This window comes from Shewanella sp. DNRA4 (assembly GCF_012843185.1).
Taxonomy (GTDB): Bacteria; Pseudomonadota; Gammaproteobacteria; order Enterobacterales; family Shewanellaceae; genus Shewanella; species Shewanella xiamenensis.
Genome location: NZ_JABAIP010000023.1, coordinates 21,762 through 43,761, shown reverse-complemented (window position 1 = coordinate 43,761; position 22,000 = coordinate 21,762). Strand labels below are relative to the sequence as shown.

Annotated in this window: 16 protein-coding genes; 5 read left to right on the top strand and 11 right to left on the bottom strand. The window is 46.9% G+C overall.

All coding sequences use genetic code 11. The features are described 5' to 3' along the window. Positions 1-11: 11 nt before the first annotated feature. Both phsA and HG547_RS19780 read right to left on the bottom strand, forming a co-directional pair. Positions 12-2,294 carry a thiosulfate reductase PhsA gene (phsA, locus tag HG547_RS19785; protein ID WP_169548794.1) on the bottom strand — a complete coding sequence of 761 codons (2,283 nt, stop codon included), beginning with the start codon at positions 2,292-2,294 and terminating at the stop codon, positions 12-14. Between the two features lie 499 nt (positions 2,295-2,793). After that, complete coding sequence (locus HG547_RS19780) at positions 2,794-3,423, bottom strand: pentapeptide repeat-containing protein (RefSeq protein WP_169548793.1); 630 nt, start codon at positions 3,421-3,423, stop codon at positions 2,794-2,796. 697 nt (positions 3,424-4,120) lie between these two features. Here HG547_RS19780 and HG547_RS19770 point away from each other — a divergent pair. Beyond that, complete coding sequence (locus HG547_RS19770; protein ID WP_169548792.1) at positions 4,121-5,224, top strand: phosphoribosylaminoimidazolesuccinocarboxamide synthase; 1,104 nt, start codon at positions 4,121-4,123, stop codon at positions 5,222-5,224. Between the two features lie 281 nt (positions 5,225-5,505). Here the strand turns inward: HG547_RS19770 and HG547_RS19765 are convergent, their stop codons facing one another. The 5 genes from HG547_RS19765 to HG547_RS19745 form a co-directional block, all read right to left on the bottom strand. Next, the gene (locus HG547_RS19765; RefSeq protein WP_169548791.1) at positions 5,506-5,811 is read right to left on the bottom strand and encodes a hypothetical protein; all 306 of its coding nucleotides are present in this window, start codon (positions 5,809-5,811) and stop codon (positions 5,506-5,508) included. Between the two features lie 63 nt (positions 5,812-5,874). Next, positions 5,875-7,308: a toll/interleukin-1 receptor domain-containing protein gene (locus tag HG547_RS19760; protein WP_169548790.1), complete on the bottom strand. Its 1,434-nt coding sequence runs from the start codon at positions 7,306-7,308 to the stop codon at positions 5,875-5,877. Positions 7,309-7,999: 691 nt separating this feature from the next. Beyond that, positions 8,000-8,791, bottom strand: a complete 792-nt coding sequence (locus HG547_RS19755; RefSeq protein ID WP_169548789.1) for a class I SAM-dependent methyltransferase — start codon at positions 8,789-8,791, stop codon at positions 8,000-8,002. Positions 8,792-8,922: 131 nt separating this feature from the next. Next, positions 8,923-9,699: an EAL domain-containing protein gene (locus tag HG547_RS19750; protein WP_169548805.1), complete on the bottom strand. Its 777-nt coding sequence runs from the start codon at positions 9,697-9,699 to the stop codon at positions 8,923-8,925. A 186-nt stretch (positions 9,700-9,885) separates the two neighbouring features. After that, on the bottom strand, positions 9,886-10,596 hold the full coding sequence (locus HG547_RS19745; protein WP_037422489.1) for an oxidative stress defense protein: 711 nt from the start codon (positions 10,594-10,596) through the stop codon (positions 9,886-9,888). Between the two features lie 406 nt (positions 10,597-11,002). Between HG547_RS19745 and rimO the strand changes: the two genes are divergently transcribed. Continuing rightward, positions 11,003-12,448, top strand: a complete 1,446-nt coding sequence (rimO, locus tag HG547_RS19740) for a 30S ribosomal protein S12 methylthiotransferase RimO (RefSeq protein ID WP_037422487.1) — start codon at positions 11,003-11,005, stop codon at positions 12,446-12,448. A 200-nt stretch (positions 12,449-12,648) separates the two neighbouring features. On the opposite strand, the gene HG547_RS19735 is transcribed toward rimO, so the two are convergent. After that, positions 12,649-12,882, bottom strand: coding sequence for a ribosome alternative rescue factor ArfA (locus tag HG547_RS19735; protein ID WP_088586631.1), 234 nt, complete (start codon positions 12,880-12,882; stop codon positions 12,649-12,651). Positions 12,883-13,146: 264 nt separating this feature from the next. On the opposite strand from HG547_RS19735, the gene HG547_RS19730 reads away from it, so the two are divergent. Together HG547_RS19730 and HG547_RS19725 are read left to right on the top strand one after the other, a co-directional pair. Then, entirely contained in the window at positions 13,147-13,992 is an 846-nt protein-coding gene (locus HG547_RS19730; protein WP_037422483.1) for a transporter substrate-binding domain-containing protein, read from the top strand. Positions 13,993-14,189: 197 nt separating this feature from the next. Then, positions 14,190-16,316, top strand: a complete 2,127-nt coding sequence (locus HG547_RS19725; protein ID WP_248278772.1) for a TonB-dependent receptor — start codon at positions 14,190-14,192, stop codon at positions 16,314-16,316. A 121-nt stretch (positions 16,317-16,437) separates the two neighbouring features. Here HG547_RS19725 and pmbA read toward each other — a convergent pair whose 3' ends face one another. Continuing rightward, a complete protein-coding gene (gene pmbA, locus HG547_RS19720; protein ID WP_169548787.1) occupies positions 16,438-17,781 on the bottom strand; it encodes a metalloprotease PmbA in 1,344 nt (447 codons plus the stop codon). A 161-nt stretch (positions 17,782-17,942) separates the two neighbouring features. Between pmbA and yjgA the strand changes: the two genes are divergently transcribed. Next, positions 17,943-18,476, top strand: a complete 534-nt coding sequence (gene yjgA, locus HG547_RS19715) for a ribosome biogenesis factor YjgA (RefSeq protein ID WP_037422477.1) — start codon at positions 17,943-17,945, stop codon at positions 18,474-18,476. A 415-nt stretch (positions 18,477-18,891) separates the two neighbouring features. Here yjgA and HG547_RS19710 read toward each other — a convergent pair whose 3' ends face one another. Beyond that, positions 18,892-20,223 carry an APC family permease gene (locus tag HG547_RS19710; RefSeq protein WP_169548786.1) on the bottom strand — a complete coding sequence of 444 codons (1,332 nt, stop codon included), beginning with the start codon at positions 20,221-20,223 and terminating at the stop codon, positions 18,892-18,894. A gap of 631 nt (positions 20,224-20,854) precedes the next feature. Next, positions 20,855-22,000: an ABC transporter permease gene (locus HG547_RS19705; protein ID WP_169548785.1), complete on the bottom strand. Its 1,146-nt coding sequence runs from the start codon at positions 21,998-22,000 to the stop codon at positions 20,855-20,857.

Here is a 22,000-nt window from a genome sequence, read left to right as displayed (position 1 = left end):
TGAGCCTCCAATTAGCGTTTTGCCAGCGTGACGCCAGTGGTGTGTACCGTCATGCCACACACAGGTGCGGTAACGTGGGGCAGTAAGTTTCCGCAGTGGATACCTTTGCCTGTCGCTCTAACCAACTCTTTGTTTTTAGAGCCAAAGCCCATATAAGCAAACACGGTATCGGGGCGAATGCCTGGGGTGACTAACGCATGACCTTCCTCTGTACCTACGCTGCTGGTTAAGCGGATAGGATCGCCATTGCTGATGCCTAATTTACTCGCGGTATCTGGGTGAACCCATACGGCGTTATCCGACATCAAATTCGCCAGCATGGGCACATTGTGGGTCGCGCCATTGGTATGTACCGCAACCTTACCTTGGATAAAGTAGAGTTCATTAGGCTTTTTAAGCTGCACTTCGCGGAACTTAATCACCCCGCGTCCTGGCGCCATGGCTTCAACCTTGGCTGAGGTCAATTCAATCTTGCCGCTTGGGGTTTTAAAGCTGAGTAAACTGCCGTAGGTGCCGTCTTCATCCGCAGGTTTGGCATTGGCATAGGCCTTAGTAAACTCGGCCACCATCTTAGGTTCGCGCAGCATGATGGGCTTACCAAAGCTAACAAAACCTTCGTCTTTGATCCGGCGCAGCAGCTCTGTGTCGCGGTTTACCTGCAATAGTTGCAGGGTCTCCATGTTTTCCCATGGATAGAATTCACTCAGCCCCAGTTTGTGGCCAATATCTTTAAAGATCTGCCATGAAGGACGAGTATCGCCTAGGGTTTCAACCACCCGTTGGCGCACATAGTAGGCAGGGTTTTTACCTGACTTGTCAGCGATTTCCTCATCACGCTCAAGGTAGGTAGACTCAGGTAAAATCACATCGGCATAGGCCGCGGTTTCACTGATATACACATCGCACACTGCAACAAAGTCGAGCTTTTTCAAGGCTTCGACCACACGCGCTCTGTCAGTCATAGTTTGCATTGGGTTAGTACGGGACATCACCCAGCCATGTAACTGATAAGGTACCGCGCTTAAGGTCGCATCGAGGACGGTTTGATAAATCCCGCCAGCTGACCACATCATGGCGTACTGTTCTTCCACTTGGTCGATACGTTTTGCCGCAGGCTTAGGCATATCTTTTACGCCGGGCTTACCCAGCACGGGGGCCACATTTTCACCGGCGAGCTTGTTATAATCGCCAGGCTTTTGACCCAGGTAGATCCCGCCCTTACGCTCGATGTTACCAATCAAGATGTTGGCAGCGTAAAGCGCGCGGCGCATTTCAAACTCTTCGGTGGTAAAGGTGGCTCTGTGACCAAAATCCACCACCGCATGGGGCGCTTTAGCCGCATATTCACGGGCAATACGGCGAATATCTTTGGCGGGCACATCGGAGATCGTTTCGGCCCACTCAGGGGTATAGGCTTTTACTTCAGCGGCAAAGGTGTCAAAGCCTTCGACATAACGCTCAACAAAGGCTTTGTCGTAAAGGTTTTCTTCAATCAATACATGGCATAAGGCTAAAGCGACGGCCACGTCGGTGCCAGGACGAATCGCGTACCATTCATCGGCTTTATCGGCAACCACTGAGAATCTTGGCTCGAACACCACCAGCTTGGCGCCTTTATCCATTTGCGCCGCCATCATGCCGCGGGTTTCGGACATGTTGATGCCTTCGTACAGGTTATGGCCGAAGTTAATAATGTATTTTGAGTTACTTAAATCGCGTTTCACCTTAGTGCCAAACATGGCCATAGCAGCAATTTCATAACCGCCGGGGCAAGTAGATGCATGGGTAAAGGTATTTGGGCTACCAAACGCCGTGGCGAGGTGGAATAAGTGTTTTTCTTGCGAGCCAGATTTTGAGGAAAACGCTACCGCCTCTGGGCCGTGAGCTTGCTTGATTTTAGTGAGATTATCGGCAATCAGTTGATAGGCTTCATCCCAACTGATTTCAGCCCATTTACCCTCGCCACGCTCGCCAACCCGTTTTAGGGGTTTAACAATCCGCTGTGGATCGTACAGCAAACTATGACCAGCACCGCCGCGGGCACAGACTTTACCGCCAAAGGATTTAGCCGCCTTATTACCGCTGATAAAGACGTTTTTACCTTCAATCACCCGCGCTGAAATCGGGCAGCGGGTCGAGCACATCTCACAGATACTGGCAATTTCTTTGCCCATGCCCTTAAGCTGCTTGCTCTCTAATGCCGCTAAGCTGCCCGGCAATAAGCTAGCTAATGCACATGTTGCACCGCTGGCCCCTGCGCCCTTTAAAAAGGTTCGCCTATTAAGCTCAATCATGGTTACCTCCATCACACTCATCCACCCTTATGCGCCAATTGGCACACGCAAACTTAGGCTTTGGATCACCACGGCGGTGAAACACTAAATTTGCTCACAGGTTTTTAGTTATTAATGCCAATGCCTTAAGAAACGCTGGCATTTTGCTGTTCCGGGGTGATTGTTATCCCTTAAGGAGTAGGCGGATATTGTGGTAAACCACATAGGCAAGTTGAGTGTGATCTGTGGCAACTAAAAGTTAAAATTGTTCTAAAAATTCGTGAATAAGATCAATAGTGTTGATTGGCCATATCGATGCGTACGCTTGAGGTATTTTTACAATACGCACCACAATAAAAAGTTATCAAAAAACCTAAAAGCAATTTTAAAAACAATAAGTTTAAAAGTGATACCGCGATATCGCTGTCACAATAAACCCGTTAATTTAAAAGGATAAAATACCAGCACCTATTAGCGCGAACAGGTGCTGATATGAGGTCAGTATGAGGTTGGTATAAGGTCAATCCACCAAGGTAATATCTAAGCCATTTAACAGCCGAATCGCTTCATCGCGACTAAACTTGGCACCTTTAATTTTGTTGTTAAAAATATCAATGTCGTAATCGGTTGCCTCAGAGAAATCCGCCTCCATTAACTCAGTGCGGCCAAATAAGCTGTGGCGAAAATCGCTGTAACTAAAGTTAGCGCGATTAAACTTGCCCTCACGAAAATCTACATCCTGCGCCTTACAGCCCTCAAGTACCATTTCATCGAGCTTAAGGCCCATAAAAGAGCAGTCGTTTAAGATGCAGGTTCTAAAACTAAAAGGCGCCGCAAAGGATAATCTAGGCCAAGCGGCACGGGTCCAATCTATGCCGACCAGCTTACATTCTTCAAAACTCACACCGTTAAATTGGCTTAAGGGCACCTTGAGCAAGCTCAAATTACAACCCACAAAACGGCAATCGATAAACTTGCAGTTACGGAATGTGCTGTCGCTAAATTGGCAATCGTGGAACTCGCATTCTTCAAACTCAAGGTCCAGCCACTGGCTTTGGCTCTCGGCTAAGGCGATAAATTGCTGCGAGAAAAAATACCGCCCCTGTGAGGCTACGCGCGCCATCATTGGCATTTTTGCATCTGTCGTCATACTCGCTCCATACTCCCCATCACGGCTTAGGCACGTCCTGATAGGCAAATTGTCTTTTTGAATCTACAACAAATAGCTGTTAAAGCGAGAAGCGGCGCCTCAAGCTGATGCACTATAGCCGCAGATAATACCCCGATTAACGCCACTCACTACATGGCTAAATTGGCATAAATCGAATATAGGCTTAGCACTTATGCTCAACAACCTAGCTCCACAATCTAGCTTCAAACGCTTGCGAGCGACGCTCCCGCTTTAGGCATTTTCAGCTTTTACTTTTACCAGCCTTCACTTTGTGCCGACACGCCGCACAGATGCGCACAAATAGCCGTGGAAAATTTTGCGAATAAAGGTAAAATGGCGCCACTTTTCGCGGCTGTCTAACAAGGTTCTCTGGGATTAATGGTTAGCCTTTTCGAGCAAAATGGCACGGGGTTTCCCCGCTTGAGCAGACCAGTATTACTCTGGCGCCAACCTTGCTCTGCGTTTCATTTTCACCCCATATCTAGACAAACATTATTCTCCCCATCGCCCGAAAATCCACTATTCGCTTTACGCTTAACCTTCACCAAGGCTTTACGCAAACTGAGCAATAAGCTATTGGTCAATAATAAAAAGGTGGCTAAGCATCTTATGCTTAAGCACACCGCAACGAATAAAAAACTCGTCCCTACACTCTCTATCCAAAGGAATACTCGTCATGAGTCTTGCTGATTCCGTATTAGCCGTAAACAACGATTTGCCCATCCGCACCGATAGCCCAGTTCATAGCGGCAAGGTACGTAGCGTTTACTGGCTAACCGACGCCGACAGCCGCCGTTTAATCAACACCAAGGGCTACAATGTGCCCGAAGATACGCCGCTTGCCATCATGGTGATTAGCGACCGTATCTCAGCCTTCGACTGCATCTTCCACGGTGAAGGCGGATTAAAAGGCATCCCAGGTAAAGGCGCGGCATTAAATGCCATTTCTAATCATTGGTTTAAGTTATTTGCCGAAAACGGTTTAGCCGACAGCCATATTTTAGATATTCCGCATCCCTTCGTTTGGATAGTCCAAAAAGCCCGCCCAATTAAAGTCGAGGCCATTTGCCGCCAATACATTACTGGCTCAATGTGGCGCGCCTACTCTAAGGGCGAGCGCGTATTCTGTGGTATCACCCTGCCAGAAGGTTTAGAGAAAGATCAAAAGCTGCCGGATTTACTGATCACCCCTTCGACCAAAGGCATTTTAACTGGTATTCCCGGTGTGCCCGCGCAGGATGACGTTAACATCAGCCGCAGCGATATCGAAGCCAACTACCAAGCCTTTGGTTTTGAAAAGGTAGAAGATATCGACCTGTACGAGAAGCTGTTAAAAGATGGCTTTAAGGTGATCTCAAAGGCTCTGGCCGACCTTGACCAAGTGTTTGTGGATACCAAGTTCGAGTTTGGTTATGTGACCGATAAAAACGGCAACTCAAAACTGATCTATATGGATGAAGTGGGCACCCCCGATTCATCTCGCATTTGGGACGGCGCCGCCTACCGCGATGGTAAAATCCTTGAAAACTCTAAGGAAGGTTTCCGTCAGTTCCTGTTAAATCATTTCCCAGATCCGGATATTCTGCTCAACAAGGACAGAATGCCAGAGCGCGAAGCCCTCGCCCGCGATAATGCCCTGCCATTAGAGGCGATGATGAATGTGTCACGCACTTACACCGGCATCGCCGAGAAGGTGACTGGCGCGGCAATCCCGCTGCCAGCCAATCCAAAGGCAGATATTATTAAGATCCTACGTGAAGAGTATGATCTGATTGTTTAATCAAATCAGAGGTTTTGGGTGGTTTGCCCATCACTAAATAGTAGAGAAGGCGCTTAGGCGCCTTTTTTGTTTGAGTCATTTAAGCACTTAAGCAATACAACGCTGATAATTAAGCACTGTCATTCCAGTGACACGCCGTGAACTCATCCATGAGGGCTCGACGACGGCATCCATGCCGTCAACGGTCACTTACATGCCAATGCTTAATTCAACCAACTCTTCAGTAATCTGTATGTCTTTTTACAAGCAAACACCTTGCAAATTTAACAATGGGTGGCTCGTTAAATTTTGGATTGTTGAAAGCCATTTGATACCCAAACAAAAGACAATGCTAAAGACCAAAGGATTATTATTGGGCCAAAAGTAAAAGCCATTATTTTTCTTTTATTTGCTATTAATTGAATTTCTACCAACTTTTCATTTTCTAATACCTGCCGCTGCCAAGCAAAAAATGTGTATGTACCAGGTGGATTATCAAATTGATCGAATGGATTAATTGTTTCTCTCTCGTACAAAACAAAACTAGCAGAAATAAGCAGCCATAAACTAGAGAGAATAATAAGTAGTCTCGACCACCCTTTGTTCAAAATTTACTCCTTGAAAACATAACGCCGCGTTCACCGGCTCGTCCGGTGCAACGCCTTGTTAGCTCATTTCAGTGTGTCAAGTTGATCCATGTTCATGGACGACCAAAAATTCCTTTCAAAATGAAAGTTATACCACCCATCCGTTCCCAGTCGCTGATGACCTTCCTTAACTTTTTCTCTCAGCTCATCCGCAGAAGTTATGCCGGTGATGATAGAAAGTTTGTTAAAGTTCTTATGCTGTGCCGCCCTAATAAAGAACGGATACCCCTTGCTGTAAGAGGAATAATGTAGAGTCTGTGGATACCAACGAGTTTCTGGTGTAATAAAGGACATTAAGAGAGTCAGCAGTTCTGCCTGCATAATTTCTGCAAAAGGAATATCCTCACGATCTGCTTGACGCTTCACCAATTCAGCGGCAGGAGCATGAAGCTTTCGCCCTTCTGAAGCCAATATTTGCAGCGTCTCTGAGTAACCGTAGAAACAATCAAATTTTTCAAATTTCTCGCCTCCATAGTTATCTGAAGATGGCCTCAAGTAATGAGAAGTAAAAACCTCATGCAAGACACCATAGGCACCAGATTTTAGTAAGGCGGCAACTATATATAGGAACGTTTCGTAAACAAAAATCGAGTGAGCCTCAAACCATGAATCACTCCAACTACTTACCTCCGGCGGCCTAGATTTTAACTCTCTCAGTTTTTCAAGAACCTCCACTAACGCCTCAGAGAACTCCGCTTCATTACAGACCTCACTCTCCAACAAAACCCATTCGCAGATGTGATCTCGTATTGCCTTTAGTTTGCCGCAATCTTCTACTACCTTCTCACCCATAGACGCAACATCCGGGCGCTCCCTTACCCGCAAGTCATCAGCATAGGAAATGCAGGATTCAATAAAATCGCGCCTGTAATGCTTTATTCCTCTTTTGTCTTGTAAGACTGCTTGTTTCAGAGAATTGAACTTTGCAAATGCTTCACTCGTAGGTATCGGCATTTCGTTTGTAATGAAAGCTGGAGCTTTTCCCTTTTTCGGCTTTACATGCTGAGGTTTTCCATAAAGAAGGCGAACCAATTGCTCCCAATTTTCATTTTCTGCCTCTGAGCTTGAAAAGTTTACCCACATCCTTGCCTTCATAAATGTGGGTAAGAATGGCTCGCCGTCGTCACCAAACTCACACACGATGGGAATAAATTTTGATTGCTTTACTTTTGCATAAACTTCGCCAGAAATAATTTGCGACTCAGTACCAACACCGGCTTTCCTAGCATCAGCCTTTTCTGCATACGCTCGGTCGCATATAACTAATACATGCGTAACTTTAGGGTCAGTTACCATGCTCTCCATAAACGCGTACTTGTCATCACCTTCTTTTAAATCATAGATATCCAAAATGACATCGACACCATCGGCAACAAGCCGATCAGCCCAATGCTTTACTAACTCTTGATGTGACTGATCTGTCCAGCTATATGAGATAAATACTTTTGGTTCTTCCATAAGGTCTTTTCTTCTTGTAAAGCTAACTTCTTAGTATTTATGCGCTGCGCTGTTTACAGGCCATAAATCGCTTGTTGGATTTGGCCGCTGCCACATCCATGTCAATTGGTATAAATGATGCTATAGGAATTTACTTTTTTGCGGTAGCGTTTTTTATACAGTTTGATAGCTAATCACTTGATATTGTTTTAGCTTTCTCATTTTTTACGCTCACTTTCGACCGACAGATAGAACACGGAAGAAAGGACTGGCACAAATTTTTGGTGTTTAACTGCCAACACCAATAAAAAGATGGGACAGGCATAACTCTTTTGGGATTCACAGCCGACACCAATGCCACAGGAGTTCACCATCCCCTCGGAGTTGCCGCAGGGCATTTGCGGTCGTTGCGTGAGCGAGGCATGGATGCCGAGATAGCGTCAGTCGAATCAGGGACGAGCGTCTGACGCGATAGCATAAGAACGCTTAATGCCCAAGGGGCTTTCAACTCCGTTAGGGGCGTCTTGGAGAATCCAAGGAGGATAGGACGAGCAGTCCTCCTTGGTCGGGTGTGGGGTGAAGCCCCACGACGTTGACGTTGACGTTGACTTTGATTTAGCTTTCTAACACGACTGATGAAACTTAAGCACTTTCATGTTCGAGCACGAACGTAAGGGCTAACATCCCAAGTTGTCACACCTTCAACCCAAGGTTAAATCTTCACACAGACAAACAGCGCATTACCTGAGCTTAAATCCCATGGGACGATTTTTTCATAATCGTGTTCAAAGATATGCACTTCAAAATATGGCGCGAGTAACGCTTGCAGCTCTGCAAAACTGGTGGCGACCATAGTGTGTTGGTCTTGCCATAACTCAGTTTGATGCGCAGATGTATCGGCATCAGCTTCGAAATCAGTGAGTTGAGTAAAAGGCTGCTGACGCTTTGCAATGCTTAGATTTAACGACTGGTTTTCGCCTTGACCACTGTAATGCCAGCCAGATTCAAAGGCAAAATGATGCCCCTCAAACTCGGCAAAATGCTTAATCGATAAGCGGTTATCGATGCGGTGCTTATCAACCGAGTTAAAACAAAATATCCCGCCGTCATTCAGGGCACTGTGCACACTGGCGATACAACTTTTAAGGCGCTCTATGTCCGCACTGTAATGGATGGAATATAAAAAACAGGTAATTAAATCCACTGGCTGCTCAAGATAAAAGGCGGTCATATCTTGCAGATTAAACTGGGCCTCAGGGCAACGACGCATGGCCATATCGAGCATCGGCTGATTAATATCTAGGCCACTACACTGATAACCAAGGTCGATAAAATGCCGTACATGTGGGCCAGTGCCACAGGCTAAATCAAGGTGTTGTTTACCATTATTCCCTAAGAACTGATGCAATCGATGGATGCTCGCACTCTGTTGTTGATAGTTAATATCGGAGCACATTAAATCGTAATAACCGGATAGATCGGTATAAAGCGCGTTAGAAGACATAGCAGCGAAGAGAAGGTATGGGCAATTAAGGGTGGCGCATGATATATCAGTTAGCCCAGAACCGATACACACAATTCCACAACCAATCTGAGTGCAAGGCACTTGGAGCACATTAATTCAATAAAACAATGCTACAGCGCAGCATTACAATCTAAGGCGTCAAAGGTAGTTAAATACTCGAGTTGGGGTTTGGCGAAGTAGTAACCTTGAAAATAATGAATACCACGGCCAACAAGATAGTCTAACTCCGCTTTACTCTCGACCCCTTCGGCCAACACCTGAGTGTTAAGCGTGCGACAAATCCCGAGCACTTCATCGATAACAAACTGTTTTTGTTTGTCTAAATGGATATCTCTGATCAACTCCATATCGAGTTTTAATACCTGAGGGCGCAAAAACTCCAACCAACTCAAATCAGCGAAACCACTGCCAAAGTCGTCGATGGCGGTGATAAATCCCCGTTTAGCGTAACTGTCAAAGATACGGCTCAATTTGGCTCTATCGACAATTTGCTCACCCTCAGTGACTTCAAACATGATGTTATGAATATTAAAACCAAAGAGGTCGGCCGCTTCAATCGAGGCGCGGATACAGGTTTCAGGGTTATAAACCGCATTAGGTAAAAAGTTGATACTTAATATTTTATCAAGGCCAAGCTTAGCGGCGGTTTCAATGGCTTTGACCCGACAAGCCTGATCAAAGTAGTACTTATTGCTTTCGTTTATACGCTCAAACACCCAAGCAGCACCTTCGCCATTTGGGCCGCGCACTAGGGCTTCATAACCATAAATCTGCTGATTTGGCCAATCGATAATGGGCTGAAATGCCATACGAATTTCAAATCCGAGTGACTTACCACTTAAACAGTCCATACAGGTTTGTTGCTTGATTCGAGAGGGAAAATCCATCATAGGTCTCCATAACCTTATCCTCTCTCAGTGTGGGGATAAATCGCTAATTTTGCCAGCGTTTAGTGCCTTTGCTCTGTTAAAACATGCAATATTGTAAATATGTTGACTCAGAATTAACCGATTGCGCCCCATAACAGCAATGGATGAGCCAAAGAATCCTCATCCATTGCATCTCGTTATGACTTATTTGAGTTTATAAACCACTTCGACTCTGTCTTCGATAGTCACTTGGCCATATTGATAGCTTTCGGCGGCGCCCATGGCATCGGCCTTAGCATTCATACGTAACATCACCGGTTGCACAGGGCGTTGATCGTAATAACGAATTTGCCAAATCTTACCTAGGTTTTCCCCAAATCCCTTAGCTAAGGATTCTGCTTTTTGTTTGGCATCGACAATCGCCGCTTGGCGCGCCTTGGCCACATACTCGGCCTCTTTACTCGACTTAAGGGCGATATTATTAACCCTGTTGATCCCCTCCTCTAAGGCGGAGTCTAAAATCGTATTTAAACGTGCCAAATCGTTAATAGTCACAGTGACTTGGCGACTCGCGGTGTAACCAGTTAGCTCAGGTGCTTTATCCTGCGCATACACATATTGGGGTTGCAGATTTAAGTTGGCGCTTTGGATCTGCTCCTTGGTAATCCCCGCTGCCGTCAAACGGGCGATAAATTTCGCCACCGCCGCATCCGAGTTATCTTTAGCCGCCTTAGCGTCTTTCTCGGTGACAGCAACTTCGACATTAAGCTCAGCCATATCCGGCTCGACTTGAATTTGGCTTACGCCCATGGTTTCGATATGGGGAAAGTCCACATCGGCAGCCACTGCGGTGGCAGTAAATACACCAGAGAAAAGACCACCAGCCACTAATACAGCTAAAAGAGAATGCTTCATTATTAACTCCAACTAAATCATTTAAGGCGAGACTGCCTTGATTCTAATGCGATGGCTATCAGCTAAAAGTGTGACTCGCCATCTACTAGCCATACAAACGAATCATACAAACGAATCATACAAACTATCCCTATAAACGCGGGTAGACATAAAAAGGGTTAATTTTTTTAAAACTTTTTAAATTGGCAAAAGTTATCAGCCTATCGCTAAAATCCTCTTCCACAAGCACTCAAGCTACAGTTGTGACTTTCCATACGAGCACGCATACGAGCCAGTCAGTCTCTAACTGGTAGAAACGCGCTCTTAGCTGTACACTTTTCACCCAAAGACACTGTACCTTTTAATCACTTCAGGTATAATCCGCGCTCTTTTTACGGCGCTCTTTTATCAGCATCAGCGAGACACCATGACAGTTGAAACTTTTCATCCTAAGCAAACTACCACGCTTGAGACCCCTGCCAAAACATTGGAAGCCGCCAGTGCTGACTCTGTTAATACGGGCAATGCTGCCACAGGCAATCGCATCGGTTTTGTGTCTTTAGGTTGTCCAAAAAACCTCGTGGACTCAGAGCGCATTCTGACCCAGTTACGCATCGACGGCTATGAAGTCACCAACAGCTACGACAATGCCGATCTGGTAATCGTTAACACCTGTGGTTTTATCGACGCTGCGGTTGAAGAATCCTTAGATGCGGTGCGCGAAGCCTTAGAAGAAAACGGCAAAGTAATCGTAACGGGCTGTTTAGGCGCTAAAGAAAACCAAATCCGCGAAGTGCACCCAGATGTGCTCGAAATTACTGGCCCACACAGCTACGAAGCCGTGTTAAAGCACGTTCACAAGTACGTGCCAAAACCTGAGCACAACCCATTTACCTCGTTAATCCCACAAACTGGGGTTAAGTTAACGCCTAAACATTACGCTTACTTAAAAATTTCAGAAGGTTGCGACAACCGTTGTACCTTCTGCATCATCCCAGCACTGCGTGGCGATTTAGATAGCCGCGGCGCAGGTAGCGTATTAGATGAAGCCAAACGTTTAGTTGAAGCTGGCGTACAAGAAATCCTTGTGGTGAGCCAAGACACCTCTGCCTATGGTAAAGACAAGGGCGGCCGCACCGATTTTTGGAACGGTATGCCAGTTAAGCAAGACATCACCAGCCTTGCTCGCCAACTGGGCAAGATGGGCGCATGGGTACGCTTACACTACATCTACCCATACCCATGGGTTGACGATCTGATCCCATTAATGGCCGAAGGTTTAATTCTGCCTTACTTAGACATTCCAATGCAGCACGCCAGCCCACGCATCCTGAAGATGATGAAGCGCCCAGGCCGTGTTGACCGTCAGTTAGAAGCCATCCAACGTTGGCGCGAAATCTGCCCAGATTTGGTGATCCGCTCAACCTTTATCGTGGGCTTCCCAGGTGAAACCGAAGAAGACTTCGAAATGCTGCTCGACTTCCTGCGTGAAGCGCGCCTCGACCGCGTTGGCTGCTTCAAGTACTCAGAAGTGGAAGGCGCTGTCGCCAACACCATCGCTGAACTTATCAGTGAAGACGTGAAGGAAGACAGATACCACAGATTTATGGAAGTCCAAGCCGAGATCAGCGCTGAGCGTTTAGCGCGTTTCGTTGGCCGCACTATGGATATTCTGATCGATGATGTTGACGAAGAAGGCGCGATTGGCCGCAGCTTCGCCGATGCCCCAGAAATCGACGGCATGGTATTTATCAACGGTGAAACTGAACTCGAACCCGGCATGTTAGTCCGCGCGGTGATCACTCACTCGGACGAGCACGATCTGTGGGCCGAGTTAGTGGATGCCGATGCAGAGGATGAAGTCGAGGCTTAAGCCTTCAAATCATTCAAGTTTTAATAAGACGAGCCACAATCTCAATTGTGGCTCGTTTTTTTATGGGCAAAATCTGGCTAATTCTCTCAATAGGTGAAGGCTAGATAGTGCTACAAAAGGGATTGAGGAGGAAATCGCAAGGCAATGTGAGGGAGGAGTCTAGCAGGGATTAAATGAGCAGGATTAACGCGGCAAAAACGTTAAAACATCATCCCCATAAAGTCGAAAGGGGTATCGCCCCTGTGCTGATACCCCTTTCGGTTTGCTGCTTTACGGTTATAAGACCCTTTGCCCTTTTTCGGCTTTTCGGTACGCATCCGAAATAACGGGCTGGTCACCAGCGCCTTAAGTGCATTGTCTGTAATGGTGCCGCGACCATTTTCATGCTCTTGCACACTCTGGGCTGTTACTTTTGCCACATTTATCTTAGTCATAATGACTCCTCAATTAATCCTCAATTCATCCTATATTGGTCAAGGGCCAAGTTAATCATTCTCAGCCAGCGGCGACACTATAAACCAATCTAAAAAGATGTACAGAGTTTGTGCAAAACCGCAAAGAATCGCTCTTTTTATTATCAAAAAGTATGATAGATTAATCCAACAAAAATAATACATTAGGCTAACAAGCCTTCATTTTAAGTCGCTATTTAGCGATACGATTACCCTTTGTAATCACAGGATAGGGAGTGATTAATTTTGCCGTTTGCAGTGATTTATCGGCCATTACTGAGCCTACTTTGCCTATTACTCATCCTATCCCCCAGCCTAGCGCAGGCTTTTTCAAGCTCTGAGTGTGTTATTAGCATGGGCTATCGCACCAGTGAACGCCGCCCCTTTATCGAACAGGAACCTAATAACCAAGGGTTTTACTACGATATTTACCAAGTCGCGGCCGAAAGAGTGGGATGTAAATTGCGGGTAATTCGAGCACCTAAACTGCGTATTTTACGGGATCTCAAACTCGGAAATATCGATTTTTATCCTGGGCTGCATTTTAGTGAAGAACGTGCCCAATTTACCTATTTTATTCCTAACGGTCTGTCGGAGCGCATTATTGGAATTAGCCGAGCGGGTGCGGCAAATGTTGGTTCATTAGAGCAGTTATCACAGAGCGGTATGACGCTATTAATTGCCCCGGGCAGCTACGACTTTAATGGCATATCCGAAACCATGTCGGTCCGTAAACCGCCAGAACTCAATGTGCCTAAGGCCTTAGATTACCTTATTAGTGGCCAAGGGGACTTTTTTATCTACGATCAAGCAACCATCAGTTATTACCTTAAAAATCGAGATACAAGCCAATTTAAGCTACACCCTAATTGCTGCCAGCAACCTCAAGCTATGTATCTGGGATTTTCGAAAAAAAGCCGCCATTTTCGTGGGCAACATAACCCTAACTATCGCGCCGATCTTCCCTTAAGTCCGAATAACAGCCCAAGCGTACTCGCTGAAGATTCAAAGGCCTATGAATTTGCCAAAGCACTCGCCGCCATGGATGCAGAGGGGGAAACCCAGCGTATCTACTTCAATCACTTCGGTTAATCCAAGGGCGTGTTAAACCGCGCCGCTTGATATCCTCACCTTGGCGCTAGCTTATCCTCATCTTGGCGCTAGCGAGAACTTCAGGCCGCTATTTCAGCTTTATCTTTATAAGCTCTGCGACAATATGCCGCACTTGTCACACTTAGATGATCTTTATAATGCAGCGCAATTTATCTAAGTGAATGGAAGACAATAAGATGGCTGCAAACGCTTCAACTATCCCCCACGGCTTTAAATGCTCCGCAATCGCCAGCGCGCTAACCTTAGCATTAGGCGCTTCAGTTGCCTCACAGGCCATGGCTGACGAGACAAATCAGGCTCAAATTGAACGTATTCAAGTCCATGGCGAACAGAGTATTGGCCGTAATGCCTTAGGCTCGGCCGATGCTTTGCTGAAAGATCAAGGCGTCGATTTCTCCGAAGCGGGCGGCGTTTCCGCCTTGCCCGTGCTTAATGGCATGATGGGCGATCGCATTAAAGTGTTAGTCGATGGTGCGGATATCACCGCCTCCTGCGCTAACCAAATGAACCCACCACTTTCCTACGTTTCCGCTAATCAAATCAGCTCGGTAGAAGTGGTCGCGGGCGTGTCCCCTGTCAGTGCGGGCGGTGACAATATCGCCGGGGTGATTAAGGTTAATAGCCTGAATCCAAAGTTTAACGACAGCGACAACCTCAGCTTTGAAAGCGGTGAAATCTCATCGGGATACCGCAGCACCAGCGATGCATTCCTACTCGGCGCGAAGGCTGGGATTGCCAGTAAGGACCTAAGTTTCAGCTATCAAGGCGCCTATGAAGACGCCAATAGCTACCACGATGGTCACGGCGATAAAGTACTCGATACCCTCTATCGCGCCCAAAACCATGCGTTAACAGCGGCATGGCGCGATGACACACAACAACTGGCGATTAAGTTAACGCACCAAGCAATTCCATTCCAAGGTTTTCCTAACCAATACATGGATATGACGGATAACAAGAGTTATGGCGCCCTAGTCCGTTATCTGCGGGATTTAGACAACGATGGCGAATTTAGCGCCCAGTTAAACTGGCACAGTGTGAAGCATGAAATGGGCTTCTTCACCCCAGAAAAAACCGGCAAGATGCCAATGAATACAGAGGGTAGCGATTACAGCTACCAACTGCATTGGCGCCTACCCATGGGCGATAACAGCACGCTACTCCTAGGTCAGGAATTTTATAACTATCAACTCGATGATACTTGGCCAGCGGTGCCCGGCACTATGATGGCACCCAATGACTATATCAATATCAATGACGGTGAACGCCGCCGCGCCGCAGTTTATGGCGAGTGGCAGCAAAACCTCACGCCACTCTGGTGGTTATCCGCTGGGGTGCGCTATGAATATGTCACCACAGATACGGGCGAAGTGCAGGCTTACAGCAATATGCCCATGATGGGCATGCCCAATGTGGATGCCGAGGCGGCAAAAGCCTTTAATGCCATGGATAGAAGCCGTGACGACAACCTAATCGATGCGACATTGCTGGCACGTTATCAATTGTCGGCCAAACAACAATTGGAATTTGGCTTAGCCCGTAAAAACCGCGCACCAAACCTGTATGAGCGTTACAGCTGGGGCCGCGGCGTGATGGCAACCACAATGATCGGCTGGTATGGCGACGGTAACGGCTATGTCGGCAACCCCGATCTTAAGCCTGAAACGGCGCATACTCTGAGCGCGGCCTACAAGTTTAATGGCGATGAATGGCAATTCTCTACCACGGCTTGGTATAGCGCAGTGACAGACTATATTGATGCCGAGGTGATTGGCAGCTTTAACCGTACTGGCCTTGCCAGCGGTAAACGCAATATCCTTAAATTCACCAACGAAGATGCCAATTTATATGGCGCTAAGTTTAGTGCGGTCTACCTATTAGCCAATACCGACAGCGGTAAATGGCAGATGCAGGGTAAGCTCGATATCACCCGCGGCGAGCGTGATGAGGGCAATGAGCCACTTTATCAAATCAAACCGCTACAAACCGAGTTAGCCCTTAGCCATCAACTGGGTGATTGGGAAAACCGCCTATCATGGCAATGGGTAGCGACTAAGGATAAAGTCGATGAGCGCCGTTTAGAAAATGAGACCGACAGCTATTCGCTGTTAAATCTAAGCAGCAGTGTTAAATGGCAAGAGCTGAGTTTAACCTTTGCAATCAACAACCTGTTTGATACTTACTACGAACTACCGCTGGGTGGTGTCAACCTTGCCGAGTTTAAGGCTGATAGCACGGGTGGCTTTAGCCAAGTCGCAGGTTCGGGTCGCTCATTTGAATTAAGTGCCAGCTACAAATTCTAATGACTACCGCCGCTAACAAGTGGTGATGCAATTTAGGGCGGGTCAGTTAAATCAAAAAGGGCAAATGCTAATGCATTTGCCCTTTTGTGTTTCAATTGACTGAACCGTTATATGCCGCTGGCTAGTTACCCGCGACCTTCATCTCGGATAATAAAATCCCGCCGGTGCGGATAGACGAACGTAAATCGAAGTCCTTACTGACCGCCTGAATCCCACGGAACATATCCTTCAAATTGCCAGCAATGGTAATTTCTTCAACGGGGAACTGCACTTCACCATTTTCCACGTAAAAACCGGCGGCGCCACGGGAATAATCCCCCGTCACCATATTCACGCCTTGGCCCATCACTTCAGTGACAATCAAGCCCGTGCCCATGCCTTTGACTAACTCATCAAAACTTTGACCAGTGTGCGCTAGGGTCCAGTTGTAAATCCCGCCCGCATGACCTGTGTTAGGTAGGCTCAATTTGCGCGCCGAATAACTGGTTAGTAAATAGGTTTCTAATATGCCGCGATCGATGATGCGTCTATCTTGGGTCGCCACGCCTTCGCTATCGTAGTTGGCACTGGCGAGTGCGCCTAATAGATGCGGCTGCTCTTCAATATTGAACCAGTCAGGGAAGATTTGGGTGTGAATGGCATCGAGTAAGAAACTTGATTTACGATACAAACTACCGCCACTGATGGCACCAATCAAATGGCCGATTAAGCCAGTCGCAATCTCTGGCGCCAGTAATATTGGCAAACGGGTGGTGGCAATCTTACGAGCCCCTAAACGGCTCACGGTTTTCTCGGCGGTTTTTAGCCCCACCGATTCAGGAGAAAGCATCTCATTGAATTTACGGGCGATAGTGTAATCGTAATCCCGCTGCATATTGCCGTCGCTATCTTCACCGATCACGCTGCAACTTAAGCTATAGCGCGAGCTGCAATAACCATTTAAGAAGCCGTGGCTATTACCATAAACCTTAACCGACGTATGGGCGTTTGCGCTGGCGCCGTCAGAGTTATTGATGCGCGGATCGGCATCGAGCGCCGCGGTTTCGGCGCGAATGGCCAATTGGGCTAATTCGTCGGGGGAAATATCTTCAGGATAATAGAGTTTAAGATCGCGGATCTCGGTCGCCATTAAGGCTTTATCGGCTAAACCGCTAAACGGGTCGGCCGAGGTGTAACGGGCGATATCATCTGCCGCTTTAACCGCAAGAGCAATGGCTTCAGGACTGAGATCTGAGGTAGATGAACTGCCCTTGCAACCATCGCGATAAACCGTAATACCGAGGGCGCCATCTTTATTAAACTCTACCGTTTCAACTTCCTTTAAACGGGTTGAAACCGATAATCCCTGTTGTTTACTGATCGCCACTTCAGCGGCATTTGTCCCTAATTTATTCGCATATTCGAGGGCCACAGCAACCGCATCTTTCAGCGCGGTCAATTCACTATCGATTCTGTTCAAAGACACAAAGCAACTCTTTAGTTATAGGCAATGCCGCTAGCATAACAAACACCTATCCCATTCTCATTATTTATTGCGCGCTTTACTGATTGAATCGCGCTTTAACTAGGCGAATTTTGGCGGGAGATGTTATTATTAGCGCGTTATTTAACTGAGGTTTTATCTATATGAAGATTGTTGGTGATTCAGAACATTTTAAACAGCCCTATGACAGTAACGACGATTATGTCAGTAAAACTGAGGATAAGCGTGACTGCGAAGCGGCTCAAAAAGTCGGTATGGAACTGGTCTCACTCAGCAAAACCCAGCTAGATAAAATCGAGCTGGACGAGCACTTGTACGACAGCATTCAGCAAGCTCATAAGATTAAGCCAAAGACCGAAGCCTATCGCCGCCATATGCAGTATATCGGCAAGCTGATGCGTAACGTCGATATTGAACCTATCAAGGCGTCGCTCGCGGTCGTGCTTAACAAAAACAGCAACGAAACCGCCAAGTTGCAAATGTTCGAGAAAATGCGTGAGCGTTTACTCACCCAAGGCGACGGTGAAATCCAAACCTTAGTGGAACATTACCCACAGTTGGACAGACAAAAACTGCGTACCTTAGTGCGCCAAGCAACCAAAGAGCTGGCAAAAGGTCCTGAGTCTAAATCCTCAAAAGAGCTGTTTAAATATTTACGCAGCGAAATCCAAGACTAGCGTGTTGAGTTTTTGAGATTACATTTTACTGTTCAAGCAAGCTCTAGCTCGCGAAGCGAGGGATAACACACCGTTATTCAACTCAAATGACGGGCGGCTCTTATGATTAAAAGTAAGAGTAAGAGCTTGCCAGAACACCCTCTTGGCCAGCATATGGCTACAAAATACCCCTGAAAGTCAACACGCCCCAATCCCCGCACTTCGGAATATTACCTTAGGCGCTAGGCGCGATTTAGCAAAAGGTAATGTCTCTAACCCTGCTTTCTATGGGTCAACAAAACTGGGAAAATTTTATCAACGAGTTTTGCAAACGAACAACATGGCCTAGCCAGTCAGCGTAAAAAAATGTCGTTCACTCTTAAGCGAACGACATTAGCATACCTCAGTGCTGTTACTTTATGAGTCAATACCTTAGTTAACTCTGCAACTCTACTGCTTTGCGCAAACGTAGGCTGCGCAGCGCCAAATACAACATCCCTACAGCTCCCCAAATTAAGCCAAGTTCTAAGGACTGAGGCTCGAGGTTTATCCACAGCACGCCAATGGTCGCCGCACCACACAGGGGCAAGATGAAATACTGCAAATGTTCCTTAAGGGATTGATTACGTTTTTCTTTAATATAAAACTGCACTATCACCGACAGGTTAACGAAGGTAAAAGCCACTAAGGCGCCGAAATTGACCAAAGCCAAGGCCATTTCTAAATCAAATGACACCGCCGAAAGCGCCAGTAACCCCACCAGAATCACGTTAAATGCCGGAGTACGCCATTTAGGGTGAACATAACCAAAACCTTTATTGGGCAGCATATTGTCGCGCCCCATCACATAGAGGATGCGCGCCACCCCCGCATGAGCCGCCATGCCCGATGCTAGCACCGCAATCGTTGTCGCCACCAGCACGATAGACTGGAATAAATTACCGCCCACATACAGGGCAATCTCAGGCAGCACAGCGTCTAACTGCTGGAAGCGAGAAATATCAGGGAAATAGAGTTGTAAGAAATAGGATACGCTCACAAAAATCACCCCGCCAATCAGCGCTGTCAGTACAATGGCGCGGGGGATCACTCGCTTAGCGTCCTTGGTTTCTTCACTCAATGAACTTAAGCCATCGAAGCCTAAGAAGGAGAAGCACAGAATGGTCGCGCCAGTAAAGAGCGGCGCTAAGGTTATCTGCTCCGAATAGAATGGACGCACGCTGGCAATAACCCCTTCACCTTCGCCAAGGGACAAGCTATGGGCCATTAAACCGATGAAGACTAAGATAATGGCTATCTGAGCAAATACGATAACGCCATTAAAATTCGCAACTAAATCAATGCCTCTCAGGTTGAGTACCGTCATGACGGTGACTAAACCAAAGATGAAAATCCAAGGCTCCACGTTGGGGAACATGGCAGTAAGGTAGATTTTGGCCAATAGCATGTTGATCATCGGCATAAACATGTAATCGAGTAGCGATGACCAACCCACCATAAAACCGACATTTGGGCTAAAGGTTTTTTGGGCATAGGTATAAGCCGACCCCGCATAGGGATATTTACGCACTAAATGACCGTAGCTAAAAGCGGTAAACAGGATACCCGCTAATGCGAGCAAGTAAGAGGTGGCCACGTGGCCAGAGGTGATCTCAGAGACAATTCCGAAGGTGTCAAACACGGCCATAGGCGTGAGGTAAGCGAGCCCCATCACAACCACTTGCCATAGATTAAGGCTTTGCTTTAAGCTCGGTTTTTGTTGGCTCATATACCACCTCCGAGTGCAGTCGGTGGAATGACTAACGCAACATCTTGATTGACGGCAATGACCGAAAATCCGGTAAACAACAGCCCCATTGAATTGTCCTCAGTAAAGTAGGTTCAAGCGAACCTCGTATCATTTCCGGATGTTTACCGGCCTCTATTGGTTTAAAACCCATATATTCAAAAAGAAAATAACCGAGGCAATGAATACCTCGGTTATTTTTTCGGCGCGCATTTTCGCCCAAAACAGGGTAGAAGACAACCCAATAAGCACATTAAGTGCCTTTTATGTGCCCTAGATTAGGGCGTGTTGACGTTTCGAGATTAGATTTTGTTCGTTCTGGCAAGCACGTGCTCGCGAAACGAGGAATGATGTGTCGTTATTCTACTCAAATGACGAGCGGCTCTTATGACAGAAAGTAAGAGCAAGGGCTTGCCAGACGAACCCTTCGGGCAGCATTTGGCTGGCTTTTCTGCCGCGTTATCATCCGTTTGTGTAGAATAACTACACTGCACGGACTTTGCCTTGCATAAAGCTGCAAAAATACCCCTGAAACGTCAACACGCCCTAACAATGGCAACAATATCTGTAGAAGAATAACTCAACACAGGCAAGAAACGAGCGAATCTAAAGCCTATATCGATGTTTGTAATACATTTGCTCGGCGTTTAATCCCTAAAATGGCAAGGCCAAAAAATGCCGCAAATAATCCCCAAAGCTGTAACCACTTTGGCAGTACACTTGCCCACGTCGCGCCCATTTGGTTCAGCTCCAACATCCCCATAATGGCGGGCACCGCAGGGATAATCTGCGAGCCCAGCACAAGCGGCTCAGGGATTAAGGCAATCGGCCAGACAAAGCCGGAGACAAACAAAATTGGCATTGAAATGAGCAGCAATACTTGAGTCGGCAAATCGCGGCGGGTAAACAAGGTGCTCATCGCGACTCCGGCCGCCGCCGTCGCCAATAAAAACGGTAATAGCCACAGTGCGACCAGGCCAAAACTCGCTTGAACACTGACGTTATACCAGTGGTAGCAATAGCCCACATAAAAGCTGGTAAACAGAGTATAAATCAGCATAAAGGCTAAAATTCGACCGCAAACCAATTGCAGTGGCGACACCTGTTGCCAATAACCCTGATGACGCCACTGGCCTGCACCTAAAATGCCAGTACCGATCAGCAGTGTTTGATGCAGGATCAGTAAAAATAACCCCGGCACGACATAAGGTGTATAGCCTAGGCTTGGGTTAAACGCAGGAACACTATTTAAGTGCAGCGAGTTGAGGTTCTGCTCGGCCTCCTTAGGATTTTTCCCCTGGGCCAGCATGCCAATCCATTGAATTTGTTTACCGGCATCCATCCCCGCACTGACAAGACCTTCGGCCACAGCGGAGTAAATCAAGAAGTAACTGGCATCACCGCCGTAGCTTAAGGTTACGCCCTTACCGAGCAACAAATCGCGGCGAAATCCTTCGGGGATCACCAATAAACCGTGCGCCTTACCCGTTTCGATAAGGCGTTTCGCCTCGGAGATAGAGCCGACTTGGCCTATCACTTGGATTTTTGCACTGGCATCCGCATGGCGAATAAGTTGACGACTCAGGGAAGAATGGTCTAAATCCACCACGATAAGCTGCTGTTCTGTTGGGACTTGGTGCAAATAAGGCAAGGGATAGAGCACCGAATAAAACAGCACACCGCCAAATAGGGTCACAGCGATAGCCTTATCGCTAATAATCGCCTTTAATTCAGTGAGCACTAACTGCCATAAATTCAT